Origin of the sequence: Caballeronia sp. M1242, assembly GCF_017220215.1 — a bacterium.
Classification (GTDB): domain Bacteria; phylum Pseudomonadota; class Gammaproteobacteria; order Burkholderiales; family Burkholderiaceae; genus Caballeronia.
In genome coordinates, this window is record NZ_CP071129.1 from 1,012,259 (window position 1) to 1,028,993 (window position 16,735).

Below are 16,735 nucleotides of genomic sequence, written 5' to 3' on the forward strand. Positions count from 1 at the left end.
GCGAGCCGGCCACGCGACGAAACCGCGAAGAGGTTACTGCTGAGGCTTGTTGGACAGCGCGAGGCGCAGCAGATCGGCGACGGTATTCACCGAGAGCTTCTCCATGATGTTCGCGCGATGCGCTTCCACCGTCTTGATGCTGATGCCGAGGTCGTCCGCGATCTGCTTGTTGAGACGCCCCGCGATGATGCGCTCGAGCACCTGATGCTCGCGCGCCGTCAGCTTGCCGAGCCGCTCGGCGGCCGCGCGCTGCTGCTGGACGCTCGTGCTCTCGCTGCGCGCCTTTTCCAGCATGCGCTCGACCAGTTTGCGCAGTTCCGCCTCGTCGAACGGCTTCTCGATGAAATCCATCGCGCCTTTCTTCATGGTCGAGACAGCCATCGGCACGTCGCCGTGACCGGTGACGAAGATGATCGGCAGCACGGAGTTGTCCGCAATCAGCTTTTCCTGCAATTCGAGGCCCGTCATGCCGGCCATGCGCACGTCGAGAATCAGGCAGGCGATGGCGCCGGAATGCGCGATCGGCAGATAGACGTCGAGGAACGATTCGGCGCTGGAAAAGCATTGCACGCGATAGCCGTTGGCTTCGAGCAGCCAGCGCAAAGAATCACGCACGGCCTCGTCATCGTCGACGACAAAGACGGTTTCCTGAGTGGTGACTGGACTGCTCATAGTTCTCCCGTAACGGTATGTTGTCTCGTATTGGTATGTTCGTCGCGCGCGTCGGCGCCCGGTCCCGTCGATCCGTCCGCTTCGCCGATCGGCAGGCTGCAGTGGAAGGTCGCGCCGGTCACGTGGCCGTCCGCCTCGACGTTGTTCACCACCCACAGCCGCCCGCGATGCGATTCGATGATCGAGCGGCAAATATTCAGGCCCATGCCCATGCCGTCGGATTTCGTGCTGTAGAACGGCTCGAACAGACGCTCGGCCGTGGCTTCGTCGACGCCCGGACCCTGATCCACCACGCTGATGCACACGAAACCGCCATCGGTTCGCTGCACGACCACGCGGATCACCGGATCGACGGCGTTCGGCTTTGCATCATGCATTGCTTCGGCCGCGTTTTTCAACAGGTTGACCAACACTTGTTCGATCAAAACCGGATCGACGTAGATCACCGGCATGCGCGAGCGGATCTCGGTGACGATGCGGATCTTGCGCTTGCGCGCTTCGATTTCGGCGAGACCGACAGCGTCCGCGACGATATCCGCCACGCGCGTCGCCTGGCGCTTCGGCTCGCTGCGCTTCACGAACTCGCGGATGCGCTTGATGATCATGCCCGCGCGCACCGCCTGCTGCGCGGTCTTCTCCAGCACCGGAAGCAGCGTTTCCTGCGTCATCCGCCCGGACTTCACGAGCGCGACACAGCCGGAGCAGTAGTTGTTGATGGCCGCGAGCGGCTGATTCAATTCGTGCGCGAGCGACGACGCCATCTCGCCCATCGTCATCAGGCGGCTCGTGAACTGCAGCTTTTCTTCCTGCTGATGCGCCAGTTCCTGCGCCTGCTTGCGCTGCGTGATGTCGGTCGCGATCTGCATCTGCGCGAGGTGGCCGTCCACCCACTGAATGTACTGGCGGCGCACTTCGAACCACTTCTGGATGCCCTCGACGTAGACCTCCTGCGCGTCCGCCGAGCTTTCGGTGAGCGCGGCGGCGGGCAGGCCCGCGTAGGTGTCGATCATGTCGAGCGTGTCGGACGAGCTCTGCGCGTTGCCGTCGAAGGCCGCGCCCGCCAGTTGCAGATGCCCGTCCGGGCGAATGCCGAACAGATGCCGGTAGTAGCGGTTCGCGAAGAGCAGTTCGGCTTCGTCGGCGGCGAGCACGGACACGGCCGCGTCGAGGCTTTCGAGCACGGTCGTGAAGCGTTCGTGCGCGGCGGCGAGTTCCTCGCGGGCGCGCTTCGGCTCGGTGATGTCCGTCATCGACGACATCCAGCCCGTCTGACGGCCGGAACTGTCGATGAGCGGCGAGACGTAGAGCCGCGCGTGGAAGAACGAGCCGTCCTTGCGGCGCACGCGCAACTCGAAGCCGGACGAGGGCGCCTTGCCGCGCAGCGTCATGTCGAGCTGGCGCTGCATTTCCGGATATGCGTCGCGGGGCCAGTACGGAAACGGCGCGTTCTTGCCGACGAGATCGCTTTCGTCCCAGCCCGTCATGCGGCAGAACGCGGGATTCACGTGCGTGATGCGGCCGTGCATGTCGAGCACGCGCATGCCGATCAGCACCGAGTTTTCCATCGCGCGGCGGAAGAAGGCTTCGGCGTAGAGCGCCTGCTGCGCTTCGAAGCGCTGGCGCGTGTGCTTCCACAGACTCCAGAGGCTCCACAGCACGAAGCACGACAAGCCCGCGACGAGCCACACCAGCGTGTTATTGGTGAAGTTCGTGAGCTGCGGATACGAATAGACGCGCACCGACAGGCCCTGTCCGGGCGGGTCGAGCGGCAGGTCGTAGAACATGTCGCGCGGCAGGCGCGGGCGGCTCGACGTGGTCGCGAGCTCGCGATTGTTCAGATCGGTGATCGAGATCTTGTACTTCGCGGACAGTTCGCTCGGAATGTCGCGCTTCAGAATGCCTTCGATCGAAAACACCGCCGCGATGGAGCCGAGGAATTCGCGGTCGCGAAACACGGGCGTTTGCAGCGTGATGTAACCGTTGCCGAGGTCGTCGTAGAGAAGCGGCGAGTAGACCTGGCGGCGCGTGGTGCGCGCCTCGTCGAACGCGGCCTGCACGGCCTCGTCCATTTGCGTGTCGTTCGGCTTCGCGAGGCGCGAGCCGAGCACCGGCAGCGGCGTATTGGGCCAGCGCGGCTTGTGCTCGCTCGTGTACCAGTTCATGTAGAGGATCTCGGGATGCCCCTGCATGATGTCGGTGGACGCGGTCTGGAAGTTCTGCGAGTCGCCGTGGCCGGCCGCGATGTCGCGCGCGAGGGCCTGGATTTGTTCTTGCGCACCCGTCATGGCAAGACGGATTTGCTGCTGCGCCCACGCGACGTTGCGGTACAGCGTGTCTTCCTGTTGCTGCTGCTCGCGCCGGTTCAGGCTCCAGAGAATCAGACTCATCACCACCAAAAAAACGATGATGGAGATGAGCGGCGTGAGTAAATAGGAGTTCGACCACCACGGGCCGTGGTGCCAGCGGGAGGGCGACGAGTCGGTCGGTTTCTTACCGACGCGCGCCGAGCGTTTGATCAGCCGGTCAGTCAACATGGAAGCGATTGTAACGCAGCACCCGATTGTTAATTGGCGTAAAAAGACGGTAAAGACGGCTCATTTGCGGGAAAAGGAGGAGAAACGTCTGAACAGAAAAATTATATGGGACGGTGCATTGCAGCATTTTTTCACATCATGAGATCCGCTCCCATGATTCGAAAAATTCCTTGCTACTAGGTCTGGACCCTCTTTAGAATGCCGGCACGCGGCCAGTGCCCGAGTCCGTGCGGGCGTGTGTTTTTCGGCTGTTCTTAGAGCGTTCCTCACATCAGGAGACGAGCATGTCCGCTGTACCCGACGAAGTTCTCAAATATGTCGCCAATGCCAAGGACGACGATCCGCAAGAAACCGCCGAATGGCTCGAAGCACTGGATGGCGTGATTTCGGCGGTCGGCCCTGACCGCGCGCATTACCTGATCGAGAAACAGATCGAGTTCGCTCGCGTGCACGGCGAACACCTGCCGTTTTCGGCCAACACCCCGTACATCAACACGATTCCGGTCGCGTCGCAGGCGAAGATTCCGGGCGACCAGGACGTCGAGCACCGCATCCGTTCGTACACGCGTTGGAACGCCATCGCCATGGTGCTGCGCGCGGGCAAGGACACGAACGTCGGCGGGCACATCGCTTCGTTCGCGTCGGCCGCGACGCTCTACGACGTCGGCTTCAATCACTTCTGGCACGCGCCGTCCAAAGAACACGGCGGCGACCTCGTGTTCGTGCAGGGTCACTCGTCGCCGGGCGTGTATTCGCGCGCGTTCCTGCTCGGCCGCCTGACTGAGAAGCAACTGGACAACTTCCGCCAGGAAGTGGGCGGCGAGGGCATCTCGTCGTATCCGCATCCGTGGCTGATGCCGGACTTCTGGCAGTTCCCGACCGTCTCCATGGGCCTCGGCCCGATCATGGCGATCTATCAGGCGCGCTTCATGAAGTACATGCAGGCGCGCGGCATCGCGAAGACGGAAGGCCGCAAGGTCTGGGCGTTCCTCGGCGACGGCGAAACGGACGAGCCGGAATCGCTCGGCGCGATCGGCATGGCCGGCCGCGAGCGTCTCGACAACCTCGTATTCGTCATCAACTGCAATCTGCAGCGTCTGGACGGCCCGGTGCGCGGCAACGGCAAGATCATCCAGGAACTCGAAAGCGAATTCCGCGGCGCGGGCTGGAACGTCATCAAGGTGATCTGGGGCAGCCGCTGGGACGCGCTCTTCGCCCGCGACAAGACGGGCGCGCTGATGCGCCGCATGATGGAAGTGGTCGACGGCGAATATCAGACATACAAGTCGGAGTCGGGCGCGTTCGTGCGCGAACACTTCTTCAACACGCCGGAACTCAAGGCGCTCGTCGCCGACTGGTCCGATGAAGACATCTGGAACCTGAACCGCGGCGGCCACGATCCGCACAAGATCTACGCCGCGTTCGACGCCGCCACGAAGACGAAGGGCGCGCCGACCGTCATCCTCGCCAAGACCATCAAGGGCTATGGCATGGGCGAGCATGGTCAGGCGATGAACATCACGCACCAGCAGAAGAAGCTGCCGATCGAGACGCTGAAGAAATTCCGCGACCAGTTCCGTCTGCCGATCAGCGACGAGCAGATCGTCGACGTGCCGTATCTCACGTTCGAGGAAGGCTCGAAGGAACTGGAATACATGCGCCAGAAGCGCATGGATCTGGGCGGCTATCTGCCGGCGCGCCGCCAAAAGGCGGAATCGCTGCCGGTGCCGGCGCTCTCCGCGTTCGAACCGCTCCTGAAGGGCACGGGCGAAGGCCGCGAAATCTCCACGACGATGGCGTTCGTGCGCGTGCTGAACATCCTGCTGAAGGACAAGACCATCGGCAAGCGCGTCGTGCCGATCGTGCCGGACGAGTCGCGCACCTTCGGCATGGAAGGCCTCTTCCGCCAGATCGGCATCTGGAATCAGGACGGCCAGAAGTACATTCCGGAAGACTCCGACCAGCTGATGTTCTACAAGGAATCGGAGACGGGTCAGATTCTGCAGGAAGGCATCAACGAAGCCGGTGGCATGTGTGACTGGATCGCGGCCGCGACGTCGTACTCGACGCACGGCGAGATCATGATCCCGTTCTACATCTTCTATTCGATGTTCGGCTTCCAGCGCATCGGCGATCTGGCGTGGGCCGCGGGCGACATGCGTTCGCGCGGCTTCCTCCTGGGCGGCACCGCTGGCCGCACGACGCTCAACGGCGAAGGCCTGCAGCACGAAGACGGTCACTCGCTCCTGTGGGCGGCGTCGATTCCGAACTGCGTGAGCTACGACCCGACCTTCGGCTACGAACTCGCGGTTATCATGCAGGACGGCCTGCGCCGGATGGTGCAGGAGCAGGAGGACGTGTACTACTACATCACCGTGATGAACGAGAACTACGAGCATCCGGCGATTCCGCAAGGCGAGTCGGTCGCGGCCGACATCATCAAGGGCATGTACTCGTTCAAGAAGGCCGAGAGCGCAGGCAAGGCGCACGTCCAACTGATGGGCGCGGGCACGATCTTCAACGAAGTCATCGCCGCCGCCGACCTGCTGAAGAACGACTGGGGCGTGTCCGCCGATCTCTGGAGCGTGCCGAGCTTCACCGAACTGGCCCGCGAAGGCCAGGCGTGCGAGCGCTACAACCTGCTGCATCCGACCGAAGAGAAGCGCGTGCCGCACGTGACGAAGCTGCTGAAGGACGCGCAGGGCCCGGTGATCGCGTCGACGGACTACATCCGCGCGCTCGTCGACCAGATTCGCGGCTATGTGCCGAACAAGTTCGTGGTGCTCGGCACCGACGGCTACGGCCGCTCGGATACGCGCGAGGCGCTGCGCCACTTCTTCGAAGTCGACCGCTACTGGGTCACGCTGGCGGCGCTCAACGCGCTCGCCGACGAAGGCACGATCGAGCGTAACGTCGTCGCTGAGGCGATCAAGAAGTACAACCTCGACCCGGCCAAACCCAACCCGATGACCGTCTAAAGGCATCGCCCCCGAGCGTTGTGACGCGGCCTCTTTCCGAAGCGGAAAGAGGCCGCGTGCAACCCAGGAGACACTAATAATGAGTCAAGCGATCGAAGTCAAAGTGCCGGACATCGGCGATTTCAAGGACATTCCGGTGATCGAAGTGCTGGTCAAGCCGGGCGATGTCGTTGAGCAGGAACAATCCCTCGTCACGCTCGAATCCGACAAGGCCACGATGGACGTGCCCAGCTCGTCGGCGGGCACGGTGAAGGAAGTCAAGGTCAAGGTGGGCGACAACGTCTCCGAAGGCACGCTGATCGTCGTGCTGGAAGGCGGCGCGAACGCTGCGTCCGCTGCGCCTGCCGCGCCTGCGAAAGAAGAAGCGCCCGCGCAAACGCAGACGCACTCGCAGCCCGCGCAGGCTTCGGGCGGCGGCGGCTCGGTGGAAGTGAAGGTGCCGGATATCGGCGACTTCACGGACATTCCGATCATCGAGATCGCCGTCAAGGTCGGGGACAAGGTCGAGAAGGAACAGTCGCTCGTCACGCTCGAATCCGACAAGGCGACGATGGACGTGCCGAGCCCGGCTGCGGGCACGGTGAAGGAACTGAAGGTGAAGATCGGCGATACGGTGTCCGAAGGATCGCTGATTCTCGTGCTCGAAGGCGGCGAAGGCGGTGCTGCCGCAGCGCCAGCGGCAGCGGCGCCGAAGCAGGAAGCGCCGTCGCCGGCCGCAGCGCCGCCCGATGCGCCCGCGAAGCCCGCGCCCGCGAAGGAAGCGCCGTCCGCGCTCGCGCAAGCGCCCGTGATGCCGGCCGGCGACGGCACGCGCACGTCGAGCCACGCGTCGCCTTCGGTGCGCAAGTTCGCGCGTGAACTCGGCGTCGACGTGACGCGCGTGAACGGCACCGGTCCGAAGGGACGCATCACGCAGCAGGACATCACCGCATTCGTGAAGGGCGTGATGACGGGGCAGGCCAAGGCGCCCGCCGCGGCAGCCGCGCCGGCGGGCGGTGGCGGCGGCGAGCTGGGCCTTTTGCCGTGGCCGAAGGTCGATTTCACGAAGTTCGGTCCGGTCGACCCGAAACCGCTTTCGCGCATCAAGAAGATCTCGGGCGCGAACCTGCATCGCAACTGGGTCATGATTCCGCACGTCACGAACAACGACGAAGCGGACATCACGGAGCTGGAAGAGCTGCGCGTCAAGCTGAACAAGGAACACGAGAAAGCGGGCGTGAAGTTCACGATGCTTGCGTTCGTCATCAAGGCCGTGGTCGCGGCGCTGAAGAAGTTCCCGACCTTCAACGCGAGCCTCGACGGCGACAACCTCGTCTTCAAGAAGTACTACCACATCGGTTTCGCGGCCGACACGCCGAATGGCCTCGTCGTTCCTGTGATCCGCGATGCGGACAAGAAGGGCCTCGTCGATATCGCGAAGGAAATGGCCGAGCTGTCGAAGCTCGCCCGCGAAGGCAAGCTGAAGCCGGACCAGATGCAGGGCGGCTGCTTCTCGATCTCGTCGCTGGGCGGCATCGGCGGCACGCACTTCACGCCGATCATCAACGCGCCGGAAGTGGCGATCCTCGGGTTGTCGCGCGGCCAGCAAAAGCCGGTGTGGGACGGCAAGCAGTTCGTGCCGCGTCTCACGCTGCCGCTCTCGCTGTCGTACGACCATCGCGTGATCGACGGCGCGGAAGCCGCGCGCTTCAACGCTTATCTGTCGGCGATTCTGGCGGATTTCCGTCGCGTGATTCTTTGACCGCGGCGCGCGTTCGGGCTTGCCCGTCCGAACGCGCGGCCCAGCCGACGGCGGAACCGCGCGCGCCGTGATGCGCGTTCCGGTTCCATCCGCTCTTCTCTTAGGGGACACCATGAGTCTCGTCGAACTAAAAGTACCCGACATCGGCGACTTCTCCGATGTCGATGTCATCGAAGTCAATATTCAGCCCGGCGACGTCATCGAAAAGGAACAGGGCGTCATCACGCTCGAAACCGACAAGGCGACGATGGAAGTGCCCGCCGACGTGGCAGGCACCATCAAGGAAGTGAAGGTCAAGCAGGGCGACAAGGTTTCGCAAGGCTCGGTCATCGCGATGGTCGAGACCGAAGGCGCGGCGGCCGGGTCGGGCGCGCCGGCCGGCGGGGCGCCGAAGGAAGCGTCGACGGCCCAGCCCGCTCCCGCTGCGCCCGCGGCTTCCGGCGGCGGCACGCAGGACGTGAAGGTGCCGGATATCGGCGACTTCACGGACATTCCGATCATCGAAATTCACGTGAAGCCGGGCGATACGGTCGAGAAAGAACAGTCGCTCATCACGCTGGAATCCGACAAGGCGACGATGGACGTGCCTTCGCCCGCAGCCGGCACCGTCAAGGAACTGAAGGTGAAGGTGGGCGATAACGTCTCGGAAGGCACGCTCATCCTGACGCTCGAAGGCCAGGGCGGCGGCACGACCTACGTGCCGACGAACCCCGCGGCCGCCGCGCCGCAACCGGCCGAGAAGGCGACCGCCGCGCCCGCGCCGCAAGCGGGCAGCTATTCGGGCTCGGCGGATATCGAGTGCGAAATGCTCGTGCTCGGCGCCGGCCCCGGCGGCTACTCGGCGGCGTTCCGTTCCGCCGATCTCGGCATGAAGACCGTGCTCGTCGAACGTTATTCGACGCTCGGCGGCGTGTGTCTGAACGTCGGCTGCATTCCGTCGAAGGCGCTCTTGCACACCGCGCTCGTCATGGATGAAACACACGAGCTCGCCGAACACGGCATCAGCTTCGGCAAGCCGACCATCGACCTCGACAAGCTGCGCGGCTTCAAGGAAGGCGTCGTCAAGAAGCTGACGGGCGGCCTCGCGGGCATGGCGAAGGCGCGCAAGGTGCAGGTGGTGACGGGCGTCGGCACGTTCGTCGATCCGCATCACATGGAAGTGCAGGGCGCGGACGGCAAGAAGGTCGTCAAGTTCCAGAAGGCGATCATCGCGGCCGGCTCGCAGGCGGTGAAGCTGCCGTTCTTCCCGGATGACCCGCGCGTGGTCGATTCCACCGGCGCGCTGGAGTTGCGTCAGTTGCCCAAGCGCATGCTGGTGGTGGGCGGCGGCATCATCGGTCTGGAAATGGCCACCGTCTATTCGACGCTGGGCGCAGAGATCGATGTCGTCGAAATGCTCGACGGCCTGATGATGGGCGCGGACCGCGATCTCGTGAAGGTGTGGGAGAAGTTCAACGCCAAGCGTTTCGCCAACGTCATGCTGAAGACGAAGACCACGAAGGCCGAAGCGAAGGAAGACGGCATCTACGTGACCTTCGAAGGCGAGAAGGCGCCGGCGGAGCCGCAGCGTTACGACCTCGTGCTGTTGTCGGTCGGCCGCACGCCGAACGGCGGCAAGATCGGCGCGGACAAGGCGGGCGTCGCGGTGACGGAGCGCGGCTTCATCAACGTCGACAAGCAGATGCGCACGAACGTCGAGCACATCTTCGCGATCGGCGATCTCGTCGGCCAGCCGATGCTCGCACACAAGGCCGTGCACGAAGGTCACGTCGCGGCGGAAGCGGCGCACGGCGAGAAGGCGTACTTCGACGCGATGCAGATTCCGTCGGTGGCGTACACCGATCCGGAAGTGGCGTGGGCGGGCAAGACCGAGGACCAGTGCAAGGCCGAAGGCATCAAGTACGGCAAAGCGGTCTTCCCGTGGGCCGCGTCGGGCCGCGCGATCGCCAATGGCCGCGACGAGGGCTTCACCAAGCTGATCTTCGACGAGGAAACGCATCGCGTGATCGGCGGCGGCATCGTCGGCCTGAACGCGGGCGATCTGATCAGCGAAGTGTGTCTCGCGATCGAAATGGGCGCGGATGCCACCGATATCGGCCGCACGATTCACCCGCACCCGACGCTCGGCGAGTCGATCGGCATGGCCGCCGAGCTTTACGAGGGCGTCTGTACAGATCTGCCGCCGCAGCGCAAGAAGTAAGGCAGTTCGCGGTCAGATGTGAGAAAGGCGCGTTCCCCTTGGCGGGAACGCGCCTTTTTATTTGCCGTGACGAGTCGTCGGGGCAAATAAAAACCCGGCCGCAGCCGGGTTTCTCGTACAACGCTTACCGCCGAAACAGTCGATTCGAACTTAGGCGACCGTCGGGCGCTTCGCAGCGCGGGCAGCTTGTTCCGTCGCTTGCGTGGCAGCCTTCGTCGCGGCCGTGGCGGCTGCGTTGAAGTTGCTCTCGGCGATTTCGACAGCTTGCTTCGTTGCCTTGTGAACCGTTTCGTACGTCGTGTTGGCGGCGGTGATAGCCGACTTCATCACGGCGACGGCCGTTTCGGAACCAGCGGGCGCGTTCTTCGCGACGTTGTCGACGAGTGCCTGCACCTTGCGGTTCTGCTCTTCGTATTGCGCTTCGGCAACACGGGCGAACTCGGCTTGCGTGGCTGACGCGATTTCATACAGGTGACGGCCGTACGACAGCACCTTCTCGGCGACCGGCTGCGTCAGGCTGGCTTGCAGCGCGAGCAGTTCTTGCGCGTCCTTCACGGACAGCGCGCGCTGGGCGTTTTCCTGGCCTTCGGCGAGCGTCGACTTGACGACTTGCAGGTTCAGCTCGACGAGCTTTTCCACGCCTTCGAACGCTTTGTTCGTCAGACCGAACAGCGTGTCGAAGTTGGCTTTCTGTGCAGCGGCGATTTGTTCGGGGGTCAGTAGGGTCATCTCAGGCTCCTGATTGCCGACCCATCATGGCGGGTCGTGGCTTGGTGGATGCAGCGAAGTGCTGCTAGTTGGTGCTACTTCTATTGGTGCGTCGCAACATGAAGCCCATTTTAGAGATATTCTTAGTGATGTCAAGCAGTTTTTGTGCATTGCACAATCGTTGCGAAGACGTTGTGAATCATGGACTTAAGTAATCGACGTTGGCACAGTGACCGGCACTGCGGAAAACCCCTGCACCGCATCCGAACGCTTAGAGCAGGTGCGTGAGCGACGCCGGTGCGCGCCACGCGTCGCAGCCGACTAAGACGATTCGTGCATCCGTCCTATTTTTAGGATGCCGCCGTACACCAAATTGTTGAAGAACCGTTAACATTTCGACTGTTGATCGGACGCTCCTGATGCCTCGCAGCATCGAGGCCAGTTCGAGAGCGGATTGCACCTTTCATCAGTTCAGCGCTCAAGGTTCAGAAGAATTTGCCGATAACGCGTGAGTCGTGTCGTACAAAAGCGCGTTCTCAGCGGCATTCGGTCTGCAGAAAGCGATCGTTTTTTCCGATCGCGTTTCGCGATGTGTCAGAAACAAGCAATCAACGCTTACAACTCAGTTTAACGAGCGTCGATAAGTGCTTAATATTGCTTAAATTTCGCAGCTTCACTACACTTGGCGGTACTCTCAGCCGCCCAACAGAACACTAATGAAAACCGAAATGTTTTCGTCGCTAAAAGTGGTGCACGGCGTGGCATTGCGCTCAGCTTTGTCCCTCGCCGTATCACTGGCTGTAGCGACATCGTTTGCAGCGGCTCCGGCTGAAGCCCTCGCCAAATCCGCCACCGTCACCCATCACAAGAAGTCCGCTACCGAAGAAAAGACCGCTGGCCGCGCTCGTGTCGCGAAGGCGGGCAAGTCGGCGCGCGCCGCGAAAGTCGCCGCAGCCGGCGATGACGACGACGCGCCGAAGGTCTCGCGCAAGCATCGCGTGAACTACCGGATGGACCCCCACGCGCGCCGGTCCGCCGTGCATGCGGTGGCGTATCAGCCGCGCGCCACGTCGGTCGGTCAGGCGTTCGGCCTGCACGACACGGCGGATAGTCTCGCGCTGCGTTCGAGCGTGGCCTACGTGGTCGACCAGGACACGTCCGAGACGCTCTTCGACAAGAACTCGCGCGCCGTCGTGCCCATCGCGTCGATCACGAAGCTGATGACCGCCATGGTCGTGCTCGACTCGCACATGCCGCTCACCGACGAAATCACGGTGACGGACGAAGACCGCGATTACGAGAAGTACACCGGCTCGCGGCTTTCCGTCGGCTCGGTGCTGAATCGCGAAGACATGCTGCACATCGCGCTGATGGCGTCTGAAAACCGCGCCGCGGCCGCGCTGTCGCGCTATTACCCCGGCGGGCGTCCCGCGTTCATCGCGGCGATGAACGCGAAGGCGAAGTCGCTCGGCATGACTGACACGCACTTCGAGAATTCCACCGGGCTCACGAGCCTCAACGTCTCGAGCGCGCGTGATCTCGTCAAGATGGTGAACGCGGCGTATCAGTATCCGCTGATCCGCAAGTTCTCCACGGACCGCAGCTACGACGTCTTCACCGGCAAGCGCACGCTCGCGTACAACAGCACCAACGCGCTGGTGCGTAACGCGTCGTGGGACATCGGCTTGCAGAAGACGGGCTTCATCAACGAAGCGGGCGAGTGCCTTGTCATGCAGGCAAACGTGCACGGGCGCCCCGTCATCATGGTGCTGCTCGATTCGTACGGGAAGTACTCGCGTTTCGCCGATGCAACCCGTCTGCGCACGTACCTCGATACGCTCGGCGAGCCGCGCATCATGAGCGCCGACATGGGTAGCGGCGCGAACCCGTGATCGCGTAAGCAAAGTTAGCGGTCAGCGCAGCAGTCAGCGGCCAAATAAAAGCCGGATTCGTCGAAAGACGAATCCGGCTTTTTCGTTCGATCCCGCGATCAACGCTGCGGCTGATGCGCCTCGCCCGGCTGGTGTTCCTGATAGCCGAGCGACCGCGAGATCTCCAGCGCGGTATGGCTCAGCTGCTTGAGCCAGGCGTCCTGAAGCCGGTCGGCCGGCGCGGACAGCGACAAACCCGCGACGAGCCGTCCGGTGTCGTCATAGATGCCTGCCGCGATGCAGCGCACGCCCAGTTCGAGTTCCTCGTTGTCGCGCGCGCACGACTGCTGCCGCACGAACGACAGCTCGCGTTCGAGCTTGGCGAGATCCGTGATGCTGTTCTGCGTGTGCCCCGACAGGCCGGTGCGCATCGCGTAGGCGCGCACGCGGGCGGCTTCGTCGGCGGCGAGAAAGAGCTTGCCGACCGACGTCAGATGCAGCGGCGCGCGTCCGCCGATCGCGCGAACCACTTGCATGCCGGAGCGCTCTGAATACGCGCGCTCGATATACACGATCTCATCGCCCTGACGGACGGAGAGATTCACGGTCTGCCCGGTCTGGCGGTGCAGCTCGCGCATCGGCGACATGGCCGCTTCGCGCACGGAAAGCCGCGCTTTCACGAGATTGCCGAGTTCGAGCAGGCGCATGCCGAGCCGGTAGGTGCCCGGATCGGAGCGGTCGACCAGCCGGCACAGCACCATGTCGTTTAGGATGCGGTGCGCGGTGGAAGGGTGCAGCCCCGTGTTGTGCGAGAGTTCCTTCAGGCTGACCGGATCGGTATGATCGGCGAGGGCGTCCAACAGGCTCATCATGCGCTCGATGACCTGAATGGAGGTTTTTGATTCCGGGTTCGTATCGCTCATCGTTTGAATCGGTTGATGCGTCAAACAGCGGAAGATCGATTGTATCTCATAATGTGAAAAGAAGGCGGGTTCGGAAACAGCCGAGCGTCGGTGGATAATGGCCGCGCTTTCGCATCCACTCAAACAAGGAAACGCCATGCGGGTCGGTTTATTCGTGACGTGTCTCATCGATATGATGCGGCCGGAGATCGGTTTCTCCGTCATCAAGCTGATCGAGCGCGCGGGCTTCGAGGTCAGCGTGCCGCCCGCGCAGACGTGCTGCGGTCAGCCTGCCTACAACTCCGGCGACCGCCGCCTCGCCCGCGATCTGGCCGAAAAAACCCTGCGCGAATTCGAGCAGTTCGATTACGTGGTGGTGCCGTCGGGGTCGTGCGGCGGGACGATCCGCGCGCACTACGGAGACCTGTTCCGCGACGATCCCGAACTCATGAACCGCTATTCGCGCTTGCAGCCGCGCGTGTTCGAACTGACCGATTTTCTGGTGACGGTCGCGAAAGCGCGCCTGGAACCGGGCGTGTTCGACGGCATCGTCACGTATCACGATGCCTGCTCGGGCTTGCGTGAACTCGGCGTGAAGTCGCAGCCGCGCGAACTGCTCGCGCAGGCCGGCGTGCGGGTGAAAGAGATGGCCGGCTGCGAGCATTGCTGCGGCTTCGGCGGCACCTTCGCGGTGAAGTACGGCGACATTTCGACCGCGATCGTCGACGAGAAATGCGCGAACATCAAGGCGAGCGGGGCGGAGGCGGTCGTGCTCGGCGACCTCGGCTGCATGCTCAACATCGAAGGCCGCCTGCGCCGCACCGGCGACGCCACGACGCGCGTGCTGCATATCGCGCAAGTGCTCGCTGGCGACGCGCAGCGCCTCACCTGAGAGCCACTCATGCAAGTACAGACGATGCACTTCAAGGCGCGCGCCGGCAGCAAGCTTGCCGACGAGCGGCTTCAGCACAATCTCACCAAGCTCTCGACCAAGTTCGTCAGCGCGCGGGCGAGCGCCGTGCGCGACATCGACTTCGACGCCACGCGGGCGGCGCTCAAGGAACGGCGCAATCGCGCGCTCGAGAACCTCGACGTGTGGCTCGAGACTTTCGAGCGCGAGGCGACACGGCGCGGCGCGACGGTGCTGTACGCCGAATCGACGGCGGACGCGGCGCGTCTTGTCGCCGACATCGCGCGCGAGCATCTCGTGAAGAAGGTCATCAAGACGAAGTCGATGGTGTCGGAGGAGATGCAGCTCAACCGCGTGCTCGGCGAGATGGGCGTGCAGTCCATCGAGACGGATCTCGGCGAATACATCCTGCAGATCAACGACAACGAGCCGCCGAGCCACATCATCGCGCCGGTCGTGCACAAGGATAAGGACGAGATCGCGGACCTGTTCGCGAAGACGCACGGCCGGCCACGCCTGACCGATATTCCCGCGATGACGCGCGAGGCGCGCGAAGTCCTGCGGCCGCATTTCATGACGGCCGACATGGGCGTGACGGGCGGCAACTTCCTGATCGCGGAGACCGGATCGGTCGCGGTCGTGACGAACGAAGGCAACGAAGGCATGTGCACCGTCATGCCGCGCGTGCACGTCGCGGTAACGGGCATCGAAAAGATTCTGCCGACGCTCGAAGATCTCGCCACGGCCATGCGCTTGTTGCCGCGTTCGGCGACCGGCCAGACCATCTCGAACTATTTTTCGCTGCTGACCGGCCCGCGCGCGCCCGGCGAGACGGACGGGCCGGAGCACATGTATTTCGTGCTCGTCGACGGCGGGCGCACCGGGCTCATCGGCGGCGACTTCCAAGAGATGCTGCGCTGCATCCGCTGCGGCGCGTGCATGAATCATTGCCCGGTCTACCAGAAAGTCGGAGGACACGCGTACGGCTGGGTGTATCCCGGGCCGATGGGGTCGGTGCTCACGCCGGCGTATGTGGGCATCGACAAGGCGCTGGACCTGCCGCAAGCCGCGACGCTCTGCGGCGAATGCAATAGCGTGTGCCCGGTGGGCATTCCGATCTCGGACCTGCTTCGCAAACTGCGCGAAAAGCAGATGGAGCGGCGGCTGCGGCCGTGGACCGAACGCGCGGCGCTCGCGGCGTGGGGCTATCTGGCGATGCGGCCTGCTGCGTATGCGCTGCTGACCAAACTGATGGTGCGCGTGCTGGAACGCGCGGGCGGCAGCCGGAAGGCGATCTCGCGTTTGCCGTTCGGCGCGGGGTGGACTGCCACGCGCGATATGCCCGCGCCAGTCGGCCGCACGTTCCGGGAGTTGTATAAGGCGCAGCGGTCGCACATCGGCTGATTGGTCGGTCGACTCATCGCGCATAAGGGAAGGCCGCGCCGGATCGCGTGATTCGGCGCGGCCTTTTCCATTTCGCCGTTCCTCAGTGCCCGCTAGCCGCCGGTGCGCCCGAGAAAGCCGCGCTGATCGGCTGCGCCTCGACCGGGTTCACCGCGGCCGCCCGCGGGTGCCGGGGCAGGCGCGGGCTGTGGCGGCCGTGGTCGCGCGCCGCCGACTGCCTGCGGCAACGGGCCACCGCCGCCGCCATGCGGCGCGCCGCCCGCCTGGGGATTGCCACCGCCGCCGTGCTGGGGCGGACCGCCGGCCTGTCCCTCGTGACCCGGCGGCGGACCGCCGCGGTGGTGGCCGCCGTCGTTCCATCCGCGCGGAGGGGCGTGGCGCCAGCCAGGGCCATCGTCCCAGTAGCGTCCGGGGCCGGGGTAATAGCCGCCGCCGCCGTAATAACCACCCTGAATCACGACGCCCGGCTGCACCACGGGGCCGCCGTATCCGTACGCGTCGTAACCCGGATCGCCGTAGTACGGGGCGGAATAGCCGCCGTACGTGGGACCGTCAGGGTAGGCTGCGCAGCCGCCGAGCAGCAGCGCAGATGAGAAGACAAGCAATCCAGCGACTTTCATGACCGTTGAGCGTTTCGTTGCAAGCATGTTTCATGAGACATCAGCTTGAGGCCAAAGTCCCCAAGAACTTTGTAAGGTTTTATGACCGCTGTTGCACTTTTCGTTTCAGTGAAGCGGTCGGGCCGGGCCTTGCTTGTTGTCCTTCGCGCAACGGACTTTCGCTCATAGCCGGCTTTTTAAGAGATGGACGATTCC

At 63.7% G+C, this 16,735-nt stretch carries 11 protein-coding genes; 6 read left to right on the plus strand and 5 right to left on the minus strand.

Translation table 11 applies throughout. From position 1 onward, the window contains the following. Positions 1-33: 33 nt before the first annotated feature. Entirely contained in the window at positions 34-672 is a 639-nt protein-coding gene (gene fixJ / locus JYK05_RS04625) for an oxygen response regulator transcription factor FixJ (RefSeq protein ID WP_159835767.1), read from the minus strand. Further along, a complete protein-coding gene (gene fixL, locus JYK05_RS04630) occupies positions 669-3,206 on the minus strand; it encodes a PAS domain S-box protein (protein WP_206467925.1) in 2,538 nt (845 codons plus the stop codon). Before fixL ends, fixJ begins: the two co-directional genes overlap by 4 nt. A 284-nt stretch (positions 3,207-3,490) precedes the next feature. On the opposite strand from fixL, the gene aceE reads away from it, so the two are divergent. From aceE to lpdA, 3 genes are all read left to right on the plus strand, one after another. Beyond that, positions 3,491-6,184: a pyruvate dehydrogenase (acetyl-transferring), homodimeric type gene (gene aceE / locus JYK05_RS04635; protein ID WP_206467926.1), complete on the plus strand. Its 2,694-nt coding sequence runs from the start codon at positions 3,491-3,493 to the stop codon at positions 6,182-6,184. 79 nt (positions 6,185-6,263) lie between these two features. Further along, positions 6,264-7,925: a dihydrolipoyllysine-residue acetyltransferase gene (aceF, locus tag JYK05_RS04640; RefSeq protein WP_206467927.1), complete on the plus strand. Its 1,662-nt coding sequence runs from the start codon at positions 6,264-6,266 to the stop codon at positions 7,923-7,925. A gap of 112 nt (positions 7,926-8,037) precedes the next feature. Beyond that, entirely contained in the window at positions 8,038-10,125 is a 2,088-nt protein-coding gene (lpdA, locus tag JYK05_RS04645; protein ID WP_206467928.1) for a dihydrolipoyl dehydrogenase, read from the plus strand. Positions 10,126-10,275: 150 nt separating this feature from the next. Here the strand turns inward: lpdA and JYK05_RS04650 are convergent, their stop codons facing one another. After that, complete coding sequence (locus JYK05_RS04650; protein ID WP_175939991.1) at positions 10,276-10,854, minus strand: phasin family protein; 579 nt, start codon at positions 10,852-10,854, stop codon at positions 10,276-10,278. 695 nt (positions 10,855-11,549) lie between these two features. Here JYK05_RS04650 and pbpG point away from each other — a divergent pair. Beyond that, positions 11,550-12,725, plus strand: coding sequence for a D-alanyl-D-alanine endopeptidase (pbpG, locus tag JYK05_RS04655; protein WP_206467929.1), 1,176 nt, complete (start codon positions 11,550-11,552; stop codon positions 12,723-12,725). Between the two features lie 98 nt (positions 12,726-12,823). On the opposite strand, the gene JYK05_RS04660 is transcribed toward pbpG, so the two are convergent. Beyond that, positions 12,824-13,627, minus strand: a complete 804-nt coding sequence (locus tag JYK05_RS04660; protein ID WP_175939993.1) for an IclR family transcriptional regulator — start codon at positions 13,625-13,627, stop codon at positions 12,824-12,826. Positions 13,628-13,763: 136 nt separating this feature from the next. On the opposite strand from JYK05_RS04660, the gene JYK05_RS04665 reads away from it, so the two are divergent. Together JYK05_RS04665 and JYK05_RS04670 are read left to right on the plus strand one after the other, a co-directional pair. Next, a complete protein-coding gene (locus JYK05_RS04665; protein WP_206467930.1) occupies positions 13,764-14,498 on the plus strand; it encodes a (Fe-S)-binding protein in 735 nt (244 codons plus the stop codon). Positions 14,499-14,507: 9 nt separating this feature from the next. Beyond that, entirely contained in the window at positions 14,508-15,920 is a 1,413-nt protein-coding gene (locus tag JYK05_RS04670; protein WP_206467931.1) for a lactate utilization protein B, read from the plus strand. Positions 15,921-16,012: 92 nt separating this feature from the next. Here the strand turns inward: JYK05_RS04670 and JYK05_RS04675 are convergent, their stop codons facing one another. Beyond that, positions 16,013-16,540, minus strand: a complete 528-nt coding sequence (locus tag JYK05_RS04675) for a hypothetical protein (protein WP_206467932.1) — start codon at positions 16,538-16,540, stop codon at positions 16,013-16,015. Between the last annotated feature and the right edge of the window lie 195 nt (positions 16,541-16,735).